General features: G+C 74.6%; 12 protein-coding genes. 5 read left to right on the top strand and 7 right to left on the bottom strand.

From position 1 onward, the window contains the following. Positions 1-34: 34 nt before the first annotated feature. Together npdG and ACYVO2_RS14380 are read right to left on the bottom strand one after the other, a co-directional pair. Complete coding sequence (gene npdG, locus ACYVO2_RS14385; RefSeq protein ID WP_461008157.1) at positions 35-736, bottom strand: NADPH-dependent F420 reductase; 702 nt, start codon at positions 734-736, stop codon at positions 35-37. Positions 737-788: 52 nt separating this feature from the next. After that, on the bottom strand, positions 789-1,901 hold the full coding sequence (locus ACYVO2_RS14380) for a sialidase family protein (protein ID WP_461008277.1): 1,113 nt from the start codon (positions 1,899-1,901) through the stop codon (positions 789-791). Between the two features lie 534 nt (positions 1,902-2,435). Here ACYVO2_RS14380 and ACYVO2_RS14375 point away from each other — a divergent pair. Then, the gene (locus tag ACYVO2_RS14375; RefSeq protein WP_461008156.1) at positions 2,436-3,386 is read left to right on the top strand and encodes a dihydrodipicolinate synthase family protein; all 951 of its coding nucleotides are present in this window, start codon (positions 2,436-2,438) and stop codon (positions 3,384-3,386) included. A 54-nt stretch (positions 3,387-3,440) separates the two neighbouring features. Then, complete coding sequence (locus ACYVO2_RS14370; protein ID WP_461008155.1) at positions 3,441-4,838, top strand: MFS transporter; 1,398 nt, start codon at positions 3,441-3,443, stop codon at positions 4,836-4,838. Between the two features lie 18 nt (positions 4,839-4,856). Here the strand turns inward: ACYVO2_RS14370 and ACYVO2_RS14365 are convergent, their stop codons facing one another. Then, positions 4,857-5,078: a hypothetical protein gene (locus ACYVO2_RS14365; protein ID WP_461008154.1), complete on the bottom strand. Its 222-nt coding sequence runs from the start codon at positions 5,076-5,078 to the stop codon at positions 4,857-4,859. Positions 5,079-5,140: 62 nt separating this feature from the next. Here ACYVO2_RS14365 and map point away from each other — a divergent pair, with 62 nt between their 5' ends. Together map and ACYVO2_RS14355 are read left to right on the top strand one after the other, a co-directional pair. Beyond that, the gene (gene map / locus ACYVO2_RS14360) at positions 5,141-5,989 is read left to right on the top strand and encodes a type I methionyl aminopeptidase (RefSeq protein WP_461008153.1); all 849 of its coding nucleotides are present in this window, start codon (positions 5,141-5,143) and stop codon (positions 5,987-5,989) included. Between the two features lie 123 nt (positions 5,990-6,112). Further along, positions 6,113-7,120, top strand: coding sequence for a hypothetical protein (locus ACYVO2_RS14355; protein WP_461008152.1), 1,008 nt, complete (start codon positions 6,113-6,115; stop codon positions 7,118-7,120). Here ACYVO2_RS14355 and ACYVO2_RS14350 read toward each other — a convergent pair. Further along, a complete protein-coding gene (locus tag ACYVO2_RS14350; RefSeq protein ID WP_461008151.1) occupies positions 7,089-7,832 on the bottom strand; it encodes a bifunctional DNA primase/polymerase in 744 nt (247 codons plus the stop codon). The genes ACYVO2_RS14355 and ACYVO2_RS14350 overlap by 32 nt on opposite strands. A gap of 241 nt (positions 7,833-8,073) precedes the next feature. On the opposite strand from ACYVO2_RS14350, the gene ACYVO2_RS14345 reads away from it, so the two are divergent. Then, a complete protein-coding gene (locus ACYVO2_RS14345) occupies positions 8,074-8,721 on the top strand; it encodes a biliverdin-producing heme oxygenase (protein ID WP_461008150.1) in 648 nt (215 codons plus the stop codon). Positions 8,722-8,820: 99 nt separating this feature from the next. Here ACYVO2_RS14345 and ACYVO2_RS14340 read toward each other — a convergent pair whose 3' ends face one another. From ACYVO2_RS14340 to ACYVO2_RS14330, 3 genes are all read right to left on the bottom strand, one after another. Then, positions 8,821-9,846 (bottom strand): aspartate-semialdehyde dehydrogenase, encoded by a 1,026-nt coding sequence (locus ACYVO2_RS14340; protein ID WP_461008149.1) that lies wholly within the window; start codon positions 9,844-9,846, stop codon positions 8,821-8,823. A gap of 97 nt (positions 9,847-9,943) precedes the next feature. After that, the gene (locus ACYVO2_RS14335; RefSeq protein WP_461008148.1) at positions 9,944-10,762 is read right to left on the bottom strand and encodes an SAM-dependent methyltransferase; all 819 of its coding nucleotides are present in this window, start codon (positions 10,760-10,762) and stop codon (positions 9,944-9,946) included. A gap of 418 nt (positions 10,763-11,180) precedes the next feature. After that, a complete protein-coding gene (locus tag ACYVO2_RS14330) occupies positions 11,181-15,053 on the bottom strand; it encodes a GH92 family glycosyl hydrolase (protein ID WP_461008147.1) in 3,873 nt (1,290 codons plus the stop codon). Positions 15,054-15,331: the final 278 nt, after the last annotated feature.

Here is a 15,331-nt window from a genome sequence, read left to right as displayed (position 1 = left end):
CGGACACGAACCGCCCCCATTGTCACCCATCGCCTCACACGTCGGTGAGCCGCAGTCCCGCGTGCGCCTTGTACCGGCGGTTCGCCGAGATCAGGTTGGCCACCAGCGCCTCCACCTGGTGCGCGTTGCGCAGCCTGCCCGCGTAGATCCCCCGCATCCCGGGGATGCGCCCGGCCAGCGCCTGCACCGCGTCGGTGGCGTCGCGGTCCTCGCCGAGCACCATCACGTCGGTGTCGATCTCCTCGATCCCGGGGTCCTGGAGCAGCACTGCCGACAGGTGGTGGAACGCCGCGGTCACCCGAGAGTCCGGCAGCAGCGCCTGCGCCTGCTCGGCGGCGCTGCCCTCCTCCGGCCGCAGCGCGTAGGCGCCCTTCTTGTCGAACCCGAGCGGGTTGACGCAGTCCACGACGATCTTCCCGGCCAGCTCGCCGCGCAGCGCCTGAAGCAGCTCCCGGTGCCCCTCCCAGGGCACGGCGACGATCACGATGTCGCTCCTGCGGGCGCACTCGGCGTTGTCCGCGCCCTCCACCCCGCCGCCGATCTCGGCCGCCGCGGCCCGCGCCCGCTCGGCGCTGCGCGAGCCGATCACCACCCGCTGCCCGGCCCTGCCGAGCCGGTAGGCCAGGCCCCGGCCCTGGTCGCCGGTGCCGCCGAGCACGCCGACCACCAGGCCGGAGACGTCGGGCAGGTCGTGGGGGGACCGCTTGGGCGCGGTCGTCGTCGCGTTGTCTGTCATGCACCCGATCCTGCCAGCCGGGTGCGGGGCGTGCCGCTCCGGTCCCCCGCGCTCACCGCAGCAGGTCGCGGACGGGGATCCGGCGGAAGGTGATCGTGGTGTAGGGGTTCCAGTCGCCGGTCTCGTACAGCAGGCCGACGGTGTCCTCGTCCACGCGGACCAGGTCGGAGTAGGCGGCGGGCAGCCCGGACGCGGTGTGCACGGGCTGCCAGGTGACGCCGTCGTCGAAGCTGGCCCGCACCTGCATCAGCGCCCTGGCGCCGGGGTCGGCCGGCCCCGAGTACAGCAGCACGCCGTGGTCGGGCAGGGACAGCACGCTGCCCTCGACGACCGGGGTGACCAGGCCCGCCTGGGGCCGGAAGGGCCGCTCCAGGGTCTCGCCGCCGTCGGTGGAGCAGGCGTCGCCGCGGGTGCCGGGGGCGGTGGAGTCGGTGCGGGTGTTGAAGTAGACCCGGCCGTCGGGGAGCTCGGCGGCGGTGGTCTCGTTGACGTTGAGGTAGCCGTCGGGGTTGTCGTCGACGTAGCCGATCCGCCAGGTCTCGCCGCCGTCGTCGCTGATCAGGTCGTGGCCGCCGTAGTACTTGCCCTCCAGGCCGGTGTCGCTGCCGGTGGGCGGCAGGGAGTGGTTGGCGGGCACGACGACCCGGCCGTCGTGCGGGGGGCGGCGCAACTGGACGGCGTGGCCGGGCCCGGTGGCGTACCAGCGCCACTCCGGCCGCTTGGCCTGCTCGGTGATCTCCCGGGGGGTGGACCAGGTGATCCCCTCGTCGTCGCTGTGCTGCACGTACACCCGGCGGCCGTCCTCGGGGGAGACCTGGCCGCGCCGGATGGCGTCCTCGGTGGCGGCGGCGGCGTTGTGCACCTGGAGCAGCAGGATCCGGCCGCTGTCCAGGGCGACGGGGGCGGGGTTGCCCGCGAGGTCGGTACCGTTGGCGGACACCACGCACAGCGGGCCCCAGGTGCGGCCGCCGTCGGCGGAGCGGCGCAGCACGATGTCGATGTCGCCGTGGTCGGCGGCGGAGGAGCGGCGGCCCTCGGCGAAGGCGAGGAGGGTGCCGCCGCCGGTCGCGACGACGGCCGGGATGCGGAAGCTGGCGTACCCCTCGGTCCCCGCCCGGTAGGGGACGGAGCTCTCGGCGGCGGACTCGGTGGTGCGGGACGGCATGGTTTCCTCCCGGGCGGCCGGAGCGTCGGCGTTCCGGGCGCGGGGGTTCCCGCGCCCGTCCGTCGAGGGACCGTAGGCACAGCGCCGGTGGTCGTCAAGGGAGCCCCCGGGGGCCCAGCCGGTGATCGGGCCGATCAGCAGCAGGCCCGCGGCGGCGGCCGCCACCCGCCGGCCGAGGCCGGACCCGCGCGCGTGTCGCGCCATGCGGCAGCTCCCCTGGCATCGTCGGAACGGGCGTCCGCAGGGAGTCGCGGGATCGCCGGGCGAGGGTCGCGGTGCGGCCGGCGCCCTCCCCGGGCCGGCCGCCGAGGAACCCCAGGTGGGTGTCGCGGCTCCGACACCGGATCATGCCGGGGGACGGGCGGCCGCCCCGGCCCGGCGCGCCGGGGGGCCGTGCGCGTACGCCGGGTGGCCGCTTTCCGCCCCGGACGCGGGGGTACCGGCTGCCCCGAGTCATGGAGTGCGCCCGGCCGGGGTATTCGCCCGGAGGGTGCGCGGCCCGCGCGTCCCCGTCCCCGACCGGTGGAGGCCCTCATGCCCGTCCCCTCCCCGCTGCGCGGCGTGGTGCCGCCGCTGTGCACGCCGCTGACCGCGGCCGGCGAGGTGGACACCGGTGCGCTGCGGGCGCTGGTGGAGCACCTGCTCGGGGCGGGGGTGCACGGCCTGTTCGTGCTGGGCACCACCGGCGAGGCCCCGTATCTGACCGACGCCCGGCGCCGCACCGTGGTGGAGACGGTGGTGCGGGCCGCGGCCGGGCGGGTGCCGGTGCTGGCCGGGGTCATCGACACCGGCCCGGAGCGGGTGCTCGACCACGCCAGGGCCGCGACCGACGCGGGCGCCGACGCCCTGGTGGCGACCGCGCCGTTCTTCTCCCCCACCCACCCCGCGGAGATCGCCGCCCACTTCCGGCGGGTGAGCGCGGGCGCCCGGCTGCCGCTGTTCGCCTACGACAACCCGTCCACGGTGCACACCTCGCTGCCCGCCGCCGTCGTCACCGAGCTGGCCGAGGAGGGCACGCTGGCGGGCCTGAAGGACTCCAGTGGCGACGTCGGGGCGCTGCGGCGGCTGCTGGCGGGGCTGCGGGAGCGGGGGCTGCTGACGAGGTTCAGCGTGCTCACCGGCTCGGAGCTGACCGTGGACGCGGCGCTGCTGGCCGGGGCGCACGGGGCGGTGCCGGGCCTGGCCAACGTCGATCCCGGCGGGTTCACCAGGCTGTACGCGGCGGCGTCGGCCGGGGACTGGGCGGCGGCGGCGCGGGAGCAGGAGCGGCTGGCGGCGCTGTTCGCGATCACGGAGGCCGGCGACCCCGCCGCCATGGGCCGGGGCTCGTCCGCGTTCGGGGCGTTCAAGGCGGCGCTGCGGCTGCTGGGCGTCATCGACTGCCCGGCGACGGCCGCGCCGCAGGTGCCGCTGGACCGGGCCGCGGTGGAGCGGGTCCGCGCGGCGCTGGCGGACGCCGGGCTGATCCGCGCCGTGACGGCCTGAGCGGGGTGAAAACCGCTTGCCCGCGGCGCGGGCCGGGCCGCAGCATGCCCCCTTGTGACCGCCGCCGACCCGCCCGCGGAGCAACCCGCCGATCAACCCGGGGAGCAGCCCGCGAATCAGCCCGCAGGACCCGCCGCCCCGGCCCCGGGCGCCCTGCCGGCCCCACCGGTCCCGCCCGGCCCGCGGCGGCTGCGGGCGCTGCTGCCCGACACCCGCCCCTGGCACTCCTCGCGGGACTTCCGCCTGATGTGGTGCGCCGGCGCGGTCACCGTCTTCGGCTCGTTCCTGACGTTCGTGGCGCTGCCGCTCCAGGTGAAGGAGATCACCGGCTCACCGGCCGCGGTCGGCGCCATCGGCGCGGTGGAGATCGTCCCGCTGATCGTCTTCGGCCTGTACGGCGGGGCGCTGGCCGACGCGGTGGACAAGCGCAGGCTCATCGTGTGGAGCGAGGTGGGCCTGGGGCTGCTGGCGGTGGTGCTGCTGGTCAACTCGCTGCTGCCGGACCCGATGCTGTGGCCGCTGTACGTGGTGGCGGCCGCCGCCAGCGCGCTGGCGGGCATCCAGCGCCCTGCGCTGCACTCGGTGGTGCCCCGCATCGTCCCGCACGACCAGCTCACGGCCGCCGCCGCGCTGAACTCGCTGCGCTGGCAGATCGGCGGCGTCGCGGGACCCGCGCTGGCCGGGGTGCTGGTCGCGTACGCCGGGGTGCGGACGGCGTACGCGCTCGACGCGCTGACGTTCGCGGTGTCGGTGGCGCTCGCGGTGCGGCTGAGCCCGTTCCCGTCCGCCGGCGGGGCGGAGAGGCCGTCGCTGCGGGCGATCGCCGAGGGGGCGCGCTACGCGTGGGGCCGCAAGGAGCTGATGGGCACCTATGTGGTGGACGTGGCCGCCTGTGTGCTGGCCTTCCCGCTGGCGCTGTTCCCCTTCCTCGCCGACGACCTTGACGCCGAGTGGTCGCTGGGCCTGATGTACGCGGCGCTGCCCGCCGGGTCGCTGCTGGTCAGCGCGACCAGCGGGTGGATGTCGCGGGTGCACAGGCACGGGCTGATGGTGGTGTGCGCGGCCACCGCGTTCGGCCTGGCGGTGGCGGCGGCCGGGTGGCTGCGCAATGTGTGGCTGGTGCTGCTGTGCCTGGTGGCGGCCGGGTGCGCGGACATGGTCAGCAGCCTGTTCCGCTCCACCATCTGGGACCAGACCATCCCGGACGAGCTGCGCGGCCGCCTGGCCGGGATAGAGCTGCTCAGCTACTCGGTGGGCCCGCAGGGCGGCCAGTTGCGGGCGGGCGGCACGGCGGCGCTGGTGGGCGTGCGCACCTCGCTGTGGAGCGGCGGCCTGGCCTGCGTGGCCGCGATGGGGCTGCTGGCGCTGGCGCTGCCGAAGCTCATGACGTACGACGGCCGCACCAACGAGCACGCGGTGCGCAGGCGGGAGCGGGCCGCGGGCGCGGGGTGACCCGGCGACCCGGCGGGGTCACTGCCCGGCCTCGCGCCGCTCCCCGTCCCGCCAGCGGGGGTCGTTCTCCCACACCAGGTTGCGCTCCGCCGCCGTCCGCATGGCGTGCTCCGCCTGCTCCCTGGTGGGGTAGGGGCCCATCCGGTTCTTCGCCGGGCAGTCCGGGCCCTCCTCCACCGTGGCGTGCTTCAGGCAGTAGAACCACTCCCCCGGCCTGCCCGTCGGCTTCCTGAACCGCATCGTCGCCTCCCCGCGCTCACCGGCCCGCCGCCGCCCGCGTCCCCGCGGCTAGACTCCGGGCCATGTCTGTTCTGGTTCCCGGCAAACTCTCGCCGACACGCTCCGTGCCCGCGAGCATCCCGCGCCCGGAGTACGTCGGGAAGACCGCCCCCGCCCCGTACGACGGCCCGGAGACCCAGTCCCCCGAGACCATCGAGAAGATGCGCGTCGCCGGGCGGATCGCCGCCCGGGCGATGGAGGAGGCCGCCCGGCACATCGCGCCCGGTGTGACCACCGACGAACTGGACAGGATCGCGCACGAGTACCTGTGCGACCACGGGGCCTACCCGTCGGACCTGGGCTACCGGGGCTTCCCCAAGTCGATCTGCACCTCGGTCAACGAGGTCATCTGCCACGGCATCCCCGACTCCACCGTGCTGCGCGACGGCGACATCGTGAACCTGGACGTGACCGCCTTCATCCACGGCGTGCACGGCGACACCAACGCCACCTACCCGGTCGGCGAGGTGGACGAGGAGTCGCGGCTGCTGGTGGAGCGCACCCGCGAGTCGCTGAACCGGGCCATCAAGGCCGTCCGCCCCGGGCGGATGGTCAACGTCATCGGCCGGGTCATCGAGTCCTACGCCAAGCGGTTCGGCTACGGCGTGGTGCGCGGGTTCACCGGGCACGGCATCAGCACCGCCTTCCACTCCGGGCTGATCATCCCGCACTTCGACGACCCGCGCGCCACCACGGTGATGCGGCCCGGCATGACGTTCACCATCGAGCCCATGCTCACGCTCGGCACCCACGAGTACGAGTTCTGGGACGACGGGTGGACGGCCGTCACCAAGGACCGCAGCCGCACCGCCCAGTTCGAGCACACCCTGGTCGTCACCGAGACGGGCGCGGAGATCCTCACGCTCCCGTAGCGGCCCGGCGCCCCGTCGCGGCTTGTCCCGGCCCCGCGGCGCCGGCGGCGGGCGGGCGCAGTAGGGTGCTCCCGTCTCCGGCGGCCGTGACGGACGGCCGCGCGACTCACGATGGCGAGGACGATGGCGAGGACGCGTGTTCGGGCCGGTGGCAGCGCGGGGCGTGGCCGTCCGCTGCTGCGCCGCGCCGCCGCCGTGGTGGTGGTCCCGGTGCTGCTCGCCGCCTCCGGCTGCGTGACCGTGCACGGCGAGACGGCGCTGGTGCCCGCGGTGGACAGGGCGCAGGCGCCGAAGGTCCTGGAGCGGTTCGTCACCGTCACCAACCGGGCCAACCGGGAGCTGGACCCCGAGCTGAACGCGACCGTCGAGACGGGCGTGCTGGGCGCGATGGACGAGGCCACGCTGAAAGTGCGGCGGGCGAAGAAGCCGGAGGGCGACCCCGGCTACCGGCCGCTGGAGCTGTCCGACACCCGCTACCTGGTGCCGGAGCTGCGCGGCTGGCCCAAGTGGTTCGTCGCCGACACCGCGAACAACCGCGGCGGGGACCGCTGGCTGCTCACCTTCACCCGCGGCGGCGCCGACGAGCAGTGGCGCGCCTCCTACCTGCTGGTGCTGCCGGAGGACGGCATGCCGTCCTTCGCCACCGACGAGGACGGGTACGCGCAGGCCGTGGCCCCGGACGCCACCGGGCTCGCCGTCCCGCCCGGGAAGCTGGCCGCCGCGTACACCGCGTACCTGAAGGACGGCGGGCCGGAGGGCTCCTTCGCGGACGGTCCGCAGACCTCGCAGTTGCGGGCGGCGCGGGAGAAGGAGAAGAAGACCGCGCGCTACGTCACGCTGTTCGTGGACGAGGCGGCGAAGGAGGAGGAGTTCGCGCCCGTGGCGCTGCGCACCTCCGACGGCGGGGCGCTGGTGCTGTTCACCTCCCGGCACAGTTGGAAGGTCGTCCACGCCCAGGGCGTCCCGCTGCCGCGGGCGGACGAGTACACCGAGACGCTGATGACGGGGACGCCCAAGCGCGCGGTCACCCGCACCGCGCTGGCCGAGCAGGCGGCGCTGGTGCCGAAGGGCTCCGGCGAGGTGCGGGTCGTCAGCCGCATCATGGGAATCGTCGCGGCCCGGGGCGAGTGACCCGGGAGCGGCCCGCCTGCCACTCCCGCTCCGCGGCGGCCTCGCCCGCGGCCTCCGCCGCGGCGCAGGCGTCGGTGAGCACCTCGAGCAGCGCCAGCGGGTCGGGCAGCGGCTCGGCGGGGCCGCGCAGCCAGGTCACCTCTCCCCCGGCCGGGTGCCGGGACGGCGGCAGCAGCACATAGCTGCCCCGGCAGTGCCAGCGCAGCCCCGGGTGCTCCTCCAGGGTCTCGGGGTGGCAGTCCAGGGCGCACGGCCACCACTCGTCCTCGTCGGCCGGGGTGCCGCGGGTGGCGGTGAAGAACAGGTGGCGGTCCGGGCCGCACAGGGCCACGGGGCCGACGGGCAGGCCGCGCTCCTCCAGGCGGCGCAGCGCGACGGCGCCGGCCTCCGCGGGGACGTCGAGCACGTCGTGGTTGCGGCCGGTGGCGGTGACGAAGTTGGCCGGCTGCGGGGCGCGCAGCCAGCGCCGCACCTGCTCGGGGTCGGTGGTGGCCTGGGTCTGCCAGGCGAAGGACACCGGGTGCATGCCCGGCGAGGGACAGCCGATGCGGTCGCAGGAGCAGCCGTACTCGAAGGGATGGGCGGCGGGCGCCACGGGGAACCCGGCGGCCACGGCGCCGAGCAGCAGGTCCTCGCGGCTCGCCGCGCTCTCGCCGCCGTCCGCGCGGCGGCGCCTTCGCAACCACTCGGAAACCCTGCCTCTGCGCTCCATCGAGCCCCTCTCCTCGGCCACGCTCCATGGTCCACAGTACGGAGCCGCGGCGGTGTACGAGGGGGAAACCACGGATGGTGTGGCGATCATCCTGCCCGGCGGTGTGTTTCCCGCTGTTCCCGGGGTGGTCGAGGTTTCCGACAGATTGTCGGCAAGCCATTGACTTAGGTAAGCCTAACTCGGCAGACTTGCCGGTGGGCGGCCGGACCGGCCGTGCCCTTCCCCCGCACCGGAGGTCCTCATGGAGCCGTTCTCGACCGTCCTCCGCACCGCCTCCCGGCACGAGCACGAGGCGGTCGGGCGGTCGCCGTTCATGGGGAACCTGCTCGGCGGGCGCCTGGGCGTGGCGGCGTACACCCGGCTGACGGGGCAGCTCTGGTTCGTCTACCGGGCCCTGGAGGAGCGGGCCGGGGACCTGGCGCGCGACCCCGTGGCGGGGCCGTTCGTCCGGGCGGAGCTGATGCGCGCCCCCGAGCTGGAGCGGGACCTGGCGCACCTGGCGGGCCCGCGGTGGCGGGAGGGCCTGGAGCCGCTCCCGGCCACGGCGGCGTACGCGGAGCGGGTCCGCGAGGTCGCCCGCGACTGGCCCGCGGGCTATGTGGCGCACCACTACACCCGCTACCTGGGGGACCTGTCGGGCGGGCAGGTCATCCGGTCGATCGCCGAGCGCACCTGGGGGTTCGAGCGGCACGGGGACGGGGTGCGGTTCTACGTCTTCCGGGAGATCGGCAACCCGGCGGCGTTCAAGCGGGAGTACCGGGAGCTGCTGGACGCGCTGCCGCTGAACGAGATGGAGCGGCACCGGGTGACGGAGGAGTGCCGCCGCGCCTTCGCCTGCAACGCGGCCCTGTTCGCGGACCTGGACCGGCAGTTCCCGCTGACGGCGTGAGGCCGCGGGGCGGGGAAGGCGCGGCGCGCGGCGGGGCCGCCCCGGGGCGCGGCTCCGTTCCCGGCCGCCGCGCCCGGCGGGGCCCCGCCAGGCGGGGTGCTACTCCCGGTCCGCGGCGAGCAGCTCCGCGATCTGGACGGCGTTCAGCGCGGCGCCCTTGCGGAGGTTGTCGCCGGAGCAGAACAGGGCCAGGCCGTGCTCCACGGTCTCGTCGCGGCGGATGCGGCCCACGAAGGTGGGGTCCTGGCCCGCGGCCTGGAGCGGGGTGGGGATGTCGGACAGGGCCACGCCCGGGGCGTCCGCGAGCAGTTGCCTGGCGCGGGCGGGGGTCAGCTCGCGGGAGAAGCGGGCGTTGATCTGGAGGGAGTGCCCGGTGAAGACCGGCACCCGCACACAGGTCCCGGACACCTTCAGGCCGGGGATGCCGAGGATCTTGCGGCTCTCGTTGCGGAGCTTCTGCTCCTCGTCGGTCTCCTCCGCCCCGTCGTCCACCACCGTCCCGGCCAGCGGCAGCACGTTGAACGCGATCGGGCGGGCGAACTTCCGGGGGGCGGGGAAGTCGGCCGCGGAGCCGTCGTGGGTGAGCGCCGCCGCCCCGGACGCCACCGCGCGGACCTGCTCGTCCAGCTCGGCGACGCCCTCCAGGCCGCTGCCGGACACCGCCTGGTAGGTGGAGACGACCAGGCTCACCAGCCCGGCCTCCTCGTGCAGCGGGCGCAGCACCGGCATGGCGGCCATGGTCGTGCAGTTGGGGTTGGCGATGATGCCGAGCGGCCGCTCCCCCGCGGCGTCCGGGTTGACCTCCGCGACGACCAGCGGCACCCGCGGGTCCATCCGCCACGCGGAGGAGTTGTCGATCACGACGGGCCCGGCGGCGGCCACCTTGGGCGCCAGGGCCCTGCTGGTCTCCTTGCCCGCCGAGAACAGGACCACGTCCAGCCCGGTGTAGTCCGCCGTGGCGGCGTTCTCGACGGCCACCTCGGTGCCGTCCCACTCCAGGGTGCGCCCGGCCGAGCGGGCGGAGGCGAACAGGCGCAGCCGGTCCACGGGGAACTTGCGCTCCGCCAGGACCCGGCGCATCACGCCGCCGACCTGCCCGGTCGCTCCTACAATGCCGATCTCCATCCGGCGAGCCTAACCGGGCACCCGCGCCCGGCCGCAATCGGATATCGGCCGGGCGCGGGGGCGCGGGCGGGCTCGGAGGGCTCGGTCGGGGGCGCGGTCAGGGCTTGCGCGCCACCGCGCCGTAGATCGATATGCGGAAGTCGTCGATGTCGCAGGGCCGGTCGGGCCGCCACCGGTGCACCACCTGGATGCCGGGATCGACGATCTCCAGGCCGGTGAAGAACCGCTCCATCCCGGCGCGGTCCACGCCCCGCAGCCGGGTGCTCGACCGCTCCTCGTAGACCTTCATCCCGTGGGCCAGCGCGTCCTGCCTGGCGATGTCGGTCCCCAGGTGGCTGAGCGCCAGCCAACTGCCGGACGGCAGGGCGTCCACCAGCCGCCGGACGATCCCGTAGGGGTCGCTCTCCTCCGCCACGAAGTGGAGCACCGCGATCAGCGTGAGCGCCACGGGCTCACCGAGGTCGAGCGTGGCCCGCAGCTCGGGGGAGCTCAGGATGGCCTCGGGGTGCTCCAGGCAGGCGTCGATGTAGGCGGTGCGGCCCTGCGGGGACGAGGCGAGCAGGGCGCGGGCGTGGACGAGCACGATCGGGTCGTTGTCCACGTACACCACCCGGGACTCCGGGGTGACGGACTGGGCGACCTCGTGGAGGTTGGGCGAGGTGGGGATGCCGGTGCCGACGTCGAGGAACTGCCGCACGCCCTGCTGGGCGAGGAACCGCACCGCGCGGTGCATGAATAACCGGTTCTCCCGCATGGCGTCCTTCGGTCCCGGCTCCATGGCCAGGAGATGCTCCGCGGCCTCGCGGTCGGCGGCGTAGTTGGTCTTGCCGCCGAGGATGTAGTCGTAGATGCGGGCCGAGTGGGCGACGTCCGTACGCAGGTCGACCGGCTCCTTCTGGCCGTCCGCCGGCCTCATCCACTCCGGCGTCTCCTTGGTCCCCGGTATCTCCTCGGCCTGTGGGGTCCGCCGAGCCTCCGGTGTCTGACGCGCCTCCGATGTGTCCGCCACTCCTGCCCCTCCCGAATCAGCGGTGCCGCACGTCACTTGACGGCCTGTCGGGGGCATACTAGGGCCTGTCGTCGAATCCCCGTCGTCGCCCGGAGGGCGGCCCCGCGGCGTCTGGTGCGTGCTCTCGGCGTGCCGGGCGGAAGTCCTCGTACCGGGTCGTACTCGGGCTTTCGCCCGGTGCGGCGAGAGTGCGTGCCAGGCGTCGCGGGGCAGACGGGGATTCGACGACAGGCCCTGGGTTCGCTCGGGCAACGGAGCGGCCCCGGACGGTGGTTCGGGCCGTCCGGGGCCGCTCCCGTGCCGCGCGGGGGGCCGGGAGGAGGGGTCAGCCCAGCAGCTCCACCTCGGCGAGGGTGGCGCCGCCGCCCGACGGCTCCAGCCGGTAGTGGGTGTAGGAGCCGGGCGCGTCGATGGCGAACACCCTGGTCTGCCGGTCCCAGTCGAACGACTCCCCGGCGCGGCGGTCCAGCACCTGCCACCGCTCGCCGTCCCGCGAGCCCTTGAGCACCCAGCCGTCCGGTGCCGCGCCGCGCCCGGCGGAAGTGAGGGTGTAGGAGGTGGGCCGGGCGGCGGCGCCGAGCTCCAGTTGCGCCCACTGAAGGGCGGTGCCGGTCGCCGAGGTGTTGTCCACCAGCGCGGCCGCGTTCCCGCCGCCGCCGACGGAGACCTCCGTCGCCGGGGAGGTGCGGTCCGCGGGCGGGACGGGGGGCTCGGTGCCGCGGGTGAGGGAGGTGGGCCCGGCGTCCTCGCCGGTGCCCCACGCGGACGGCCGCGGGCCCATGTCGAACGTCAGCGTGCCGCCCCTGGCGAGCAGGTCGTGCGGCAGCGCGGTGGAGTCCCACCGCTCCCCGTTGACCCTCAGGCCCTGCACGTACACGTTGCGGGCGCTGTTCCGCGGCGCCTCGATCACCAGGTCCCGCCCGTTCTCCAGGTGCACGGTGGCCCTGGTGAACAGCGGCGAGCCGACCGCGTACTCGGGCGCGCCCATCACCAGCGGGTAGAAGCCGAGGGCGCTGAAGACGTACCAGGCGGACATCTCGCCGTTGTCCTCGTCGCCGGGGTAGCCCTGGCCGATCTCGCTGCCGGTGTAGAGCCGGGAGAGCACCTCGCGGACCCGCTCCTGGGTCTTCCAGGGCTGCCCCGCGGCGTCGTAGAGGTAGGCGATGTGGTGGGCGGGCTGGTTGCTGTGGCCGTACATGCCCATGCGCACGTCGCGGGCCTCGGTCATCTCGTGAATGATCCCGCCGTAGGACCCGGCGAACCGCGGGGACGCGGTCTCGGGGGTGGCGAAGAAGGTGTCGAGCTTCTCGGCCAGCTTGTCCCTGCCGCCGTGGAGGTTGGCCAGGCCCCTGGTGTCCTGGGGCGCGGTGAAGGCCATGGTCCAGCCGTTGGTCTCGGTGTAGTCGTGGCCCCACACCCGGGGGTCGTACTCCTGCGGGGACAGGCGCCGGGTGCCGTCGGGGTTCCTGCCCTGGAAGAAGCCCACGGACTCGTCGAACATGTGGACGTAGTTGCGGGCGCGGCCCAGGAAGTAGGCGTGCTCCTCCCGGTACCTGGGCTCGCCGGTCTTCTCGTACAGCTTCTTCGCCATCTGCGCGATGCCGAAGTCGTTGAGGTAGCCCTCCAGGGCCCAGGACATGCCCTCGTGGGTGCGGGTGCTGGTGTAGCCGAGGAACACCGAGGTGTCCATGCCCTTGCGGCCCACCCCGGAGCTGGGCGGCGCCACGGTGGCGTTCTTCACCGCGGCCCGGTAGGCGGCCTCGGCGTCGAACTCCACGCCCTTGAGCCAGGCGTCGGCGAACGCCACGTCCGAGCTGGTGCCGGTCATCAGGTCGGCGTAGCCGGGCGAGGACCAGCGGGAGATCCAGCCGCCGTCCTTGTACTGCTGGACGAAGCCGTCCACCATCTCCCCGGCCTTCTTCGGCGTCAGCAGGGAGTAGGCGGGCCAGGTCGTCCGGTAGGTGTCCCAGAAGCCGTTGTTGACGTAGACCTTGCCGTCCACGATCCTCGCGCCGGTGGCGGTGGGGGTGTGCTCGCCGGTGCCGGGCGAGAACGGGCTGGCGTAGCGGTACTCCGGACGCCGGGCGGTGCCGGTGTCCTCGAACCCGGAGTTCGGATACAGGAACAGCCGGTACAGGTTCGAGTAGAGGGTGACGAGCTGGTCCCTGGTCGCGCCCTCCACCTCGATCACGCCCAGGAGGCGGTCCCAGGCCCGCTGGGCGCGGGCGGACACCGACTCGACCGTGTCGGAAGCGGAGACCTCCTGCCGCAGGTTCGCCCTCGCCTGCTCGGTGCCGATCAGGGAGGTGGCCAGGCGCAGCGTCACGGTGCGCTCCTCGCCCGCGTCGAAGCGGTACCAGCCGGTGACGTTCTCGCCCCCGCCGCCGGACGGGCGGCCGCCGGCGGTGACCGGCCGGTCGAACTCCCCGTACACGAACAGCCTGGTGGCGCCCGTGGACAGGCCGCTGCGCACGTCCGAGTACGCGGTGAAGGAGCCGCTTCCCGGGTCGAGGGTCAGGCCGCCGTCGCCGGTGACGTTGTCCAGGAACACGCTCGCGTCGTCGCCGGGGAAGGTGAAGCGCATGACGGCGGCGTGGTCGGTCGGGGCGATCTCCGCCTTCAGGCCGTTGACGAAGGTGACGGCGTACCGGTGCGGCTTCGCGGTCTCCTGCTCGTGGCGGAACGGCAGGGCGCGGGCGGTGCGGGAGGCGTCCGGGGTGCCGGGCGCGGCGGACGGCATCACCTGGAACGTCTGCCGGTCGCCCATCCAGGGGCTCGGCTCGTGGCTGGCGCTGAACGCCTGGAGCCGGGGCAGGTTGGCGTCGTCGTTGAACCGGGCGTAGTCGTACAGCCAGCTCGTGGAGGCGGCGTTGGTCACCGGCGTCCAGAAGTTGAAGCCGTGCGGGACGGCCGTCGCCGGGAAGTTGTTGCCGCGGGAGAAGGCGCCGCTGGAGTTGGTGCCGCGGGTGGTGGAGACGTAGTCGGACAGGTGCGCCTCCGGCCGCTGCGGGGGCGCGGACGCCAGCTCCACGTCGTCCACCCAGCCGCGGAACTGCGCCGGGCCCTTCGGCGCGTCGTAGGCGACCAGGATCCGGTCCACGGTGCGGCCCGCGGCGACCGCGCCGATCAGCGACTCCTTGTGGTTCCACTGGTTGACGTACAGCGTCTTCGACTCGCCCTGCCCGCGCGGGCTGAGCCGGGCGCCGTGCTGGTCGGTGGCGTTCAGGTCGCTGAGGTAGGTGCCGTCGGTGAACGCCAGGTCCACCGAGGCGTGGGTCGCCGGGTAGTTCAGGTCCGTCTCGGGCATGGACGGGAAGATCCGGTACGACAGGCGGGTGCGGGGCGTCACCCGCACGTCCACGTCGAACACCTTGTTGTAGGAGTACGCCCGGCCCTCGGGCTTGTGGGTGCCCCCGTAGCGGAGGGCGCGCAACCCGGTGAAGCCCGCGTTGGCCTTGGCGGTCGGCGACCCCGAGGGGCCGCGGTGGACGGCGCTGCGCATGTCGGAGGGGGCGGGCGGGGCGGTGTCGCCGTCGGAGAGCTGCACCTCGGCGAGCTGGACGAGGCCGGCCCCGGCGTTGCGGGTGATCTCCAGCCGGTAGTGGCGGTGGGCGGTGGTGTTGCCGGTGTCGAACGTCCTGGTCTGGTGGCGCTGCTCGAAGGACTCGCCGGTGCGGGTGTCCAGGTCGGTCCACCGCTCGCCGTCGTCCGAGCCCTTGAGCGTCCAGTCCCTCGGGTCGCGCTCGGCGGCGTCGTTGGCGGAGGTGAGCGCGTACCTCACCACGGCGACGGGCTCCTGGAGCTCGAACTCCACCCAGGCGGTGCTCTCGAAGACCAGCCACTTGGTGGTGGTCTCGCCGTCCACGAGGTTCTCCTTCACCTCGCCCGCCGCGGCGTACTCGCCGCTGGCGCGGACCTCGGTGACGCGGTCGGTGACGTTGCCGGGGATGCCGGTGCTCACCGCCCCGTCCACGCCCGAGGCGCGCTTCTCGCCGTCGGGCCCGCTCTCGACGGTGTCGCGCCAGTCGGGCTGGGGGTCACCGGACTCGAAGGAGGACGCGAAGCTCAGCTCCGGGCCGGTCGCGGGCGCCCGCGGGGCGGCCACCGCCGCGCCCTGGGCCGTCACGACCAGCACGACGGCCGCCACCAGGGCGGCCGCGCGTCCGTGTCCCGTGCCACGCCGTCGTCTGCGCTGCATACCGGACCTCTCCTGTTCACCGGGGCGCCGGCGCCGCGGGCTCCCCGCGGTTCGACAACGTTGTCTCCTTGGTGGGCGAGAACAAGGTCGCGTCAGTGACATGGCAATGTCAAGGGTGGTGAAGGGACGGCGGTGCGGGATTGAGTCAGCGGCAGGCTACCGGGGCCCGGGCGGGCCCGGCGGGCAACACGCACGGCCCCGGCCCCGCCGGGCCGGGCCGCCCCGCCCCCGCGCGGACCGCGCGCCCCCGGTCGCGCGCCGGCGCGCCGTTCCCGGCC

Source organism: Streptomyces capparidis, assembly GCF_054782095.1.
Note: the sequence above shows the minus strand (reverse complement) of the source record. Positions and strands in the feature narration are given on the sequence as shown.

Coding starts and splice junctions, on each gene's coding strand:
- npdG (WP_461008157.1), bottom strand. CDS start 736: ATGACAGACAACGCGACGACGACCGCGCCCAAGCGGTCCCCCCACGAC.
- ACYVO2_RS14380 (WP_461008277.1), bottom strand. CDS start 1,901: ATGCCGTCCCGCACCACCGAGTCCGCCGCCGAGAGCTCCGTCCCCTAC.
- ACYVO2_RS14375 (WP_461008156.1), top strand. CDS start 2,436: ATGCCCGTCCCCTCCCCGCTGCGCGGCGTGGTGCCGCCGCTGTGCACG.
- ACYVO2_RS14365 (WP_461008154.1), bottom strand. CDS start 5,078: ATGCGGTTCAGGAAGCCGACGGGCAGGCCGGGGGAGTGGTTCTACTGC.
- map (WP_461008153.1), top strand. CDS start 5,141: ATGTCTGTTCTGGTTCCCGGCAAACTCTCGCCGACACGCTCCGTGCCC.
- ACYVO2_RS14355 (WP_461008152.1), top strand. CDS start 6,113: ATGGCGAGGACGCGTGTTCGGGCCGGTGGCAGCGCGGGGCGTGGCCGT.
- ACYVO2_RS14350 (WP_461008151.1), bottom strand. CDS start 7,832: ATGGAGCGCAGAGGCAGGGTTTCCGAGTGGTTGCGAAGGCGCCGCCGC.
- ACYVO2_RS14345 (WP_461008150.1), top strand. CDS start 8,074: ATGGAGCCGTTCTCGACCGTCCTCCGCACCGCCTCCCGGCACGAGCAC.
- ACYVO2_RS14340 (WP_461008149.1), bottom strand. CDS start 9,846: ATGGAGATCGGCATTGTAGGAGCGACCGGGCAGGTCGGCGGCGTGATG.
- ACYVO2_RS14335 (WP_461008148.1), bottom strand. CDS start 10,762: ATGAGGCCGGCGGACGGCCAGAAGGAGCCGGTCGACCTGCGTACGGAC.
- ACYVO2_RS14330 (WP_461008147.1), bottom strand. CDS start 15,053: ATGCAGCGCAGACGACGGCGTGGCACGGGACACGGACGCGCGGCCGCC.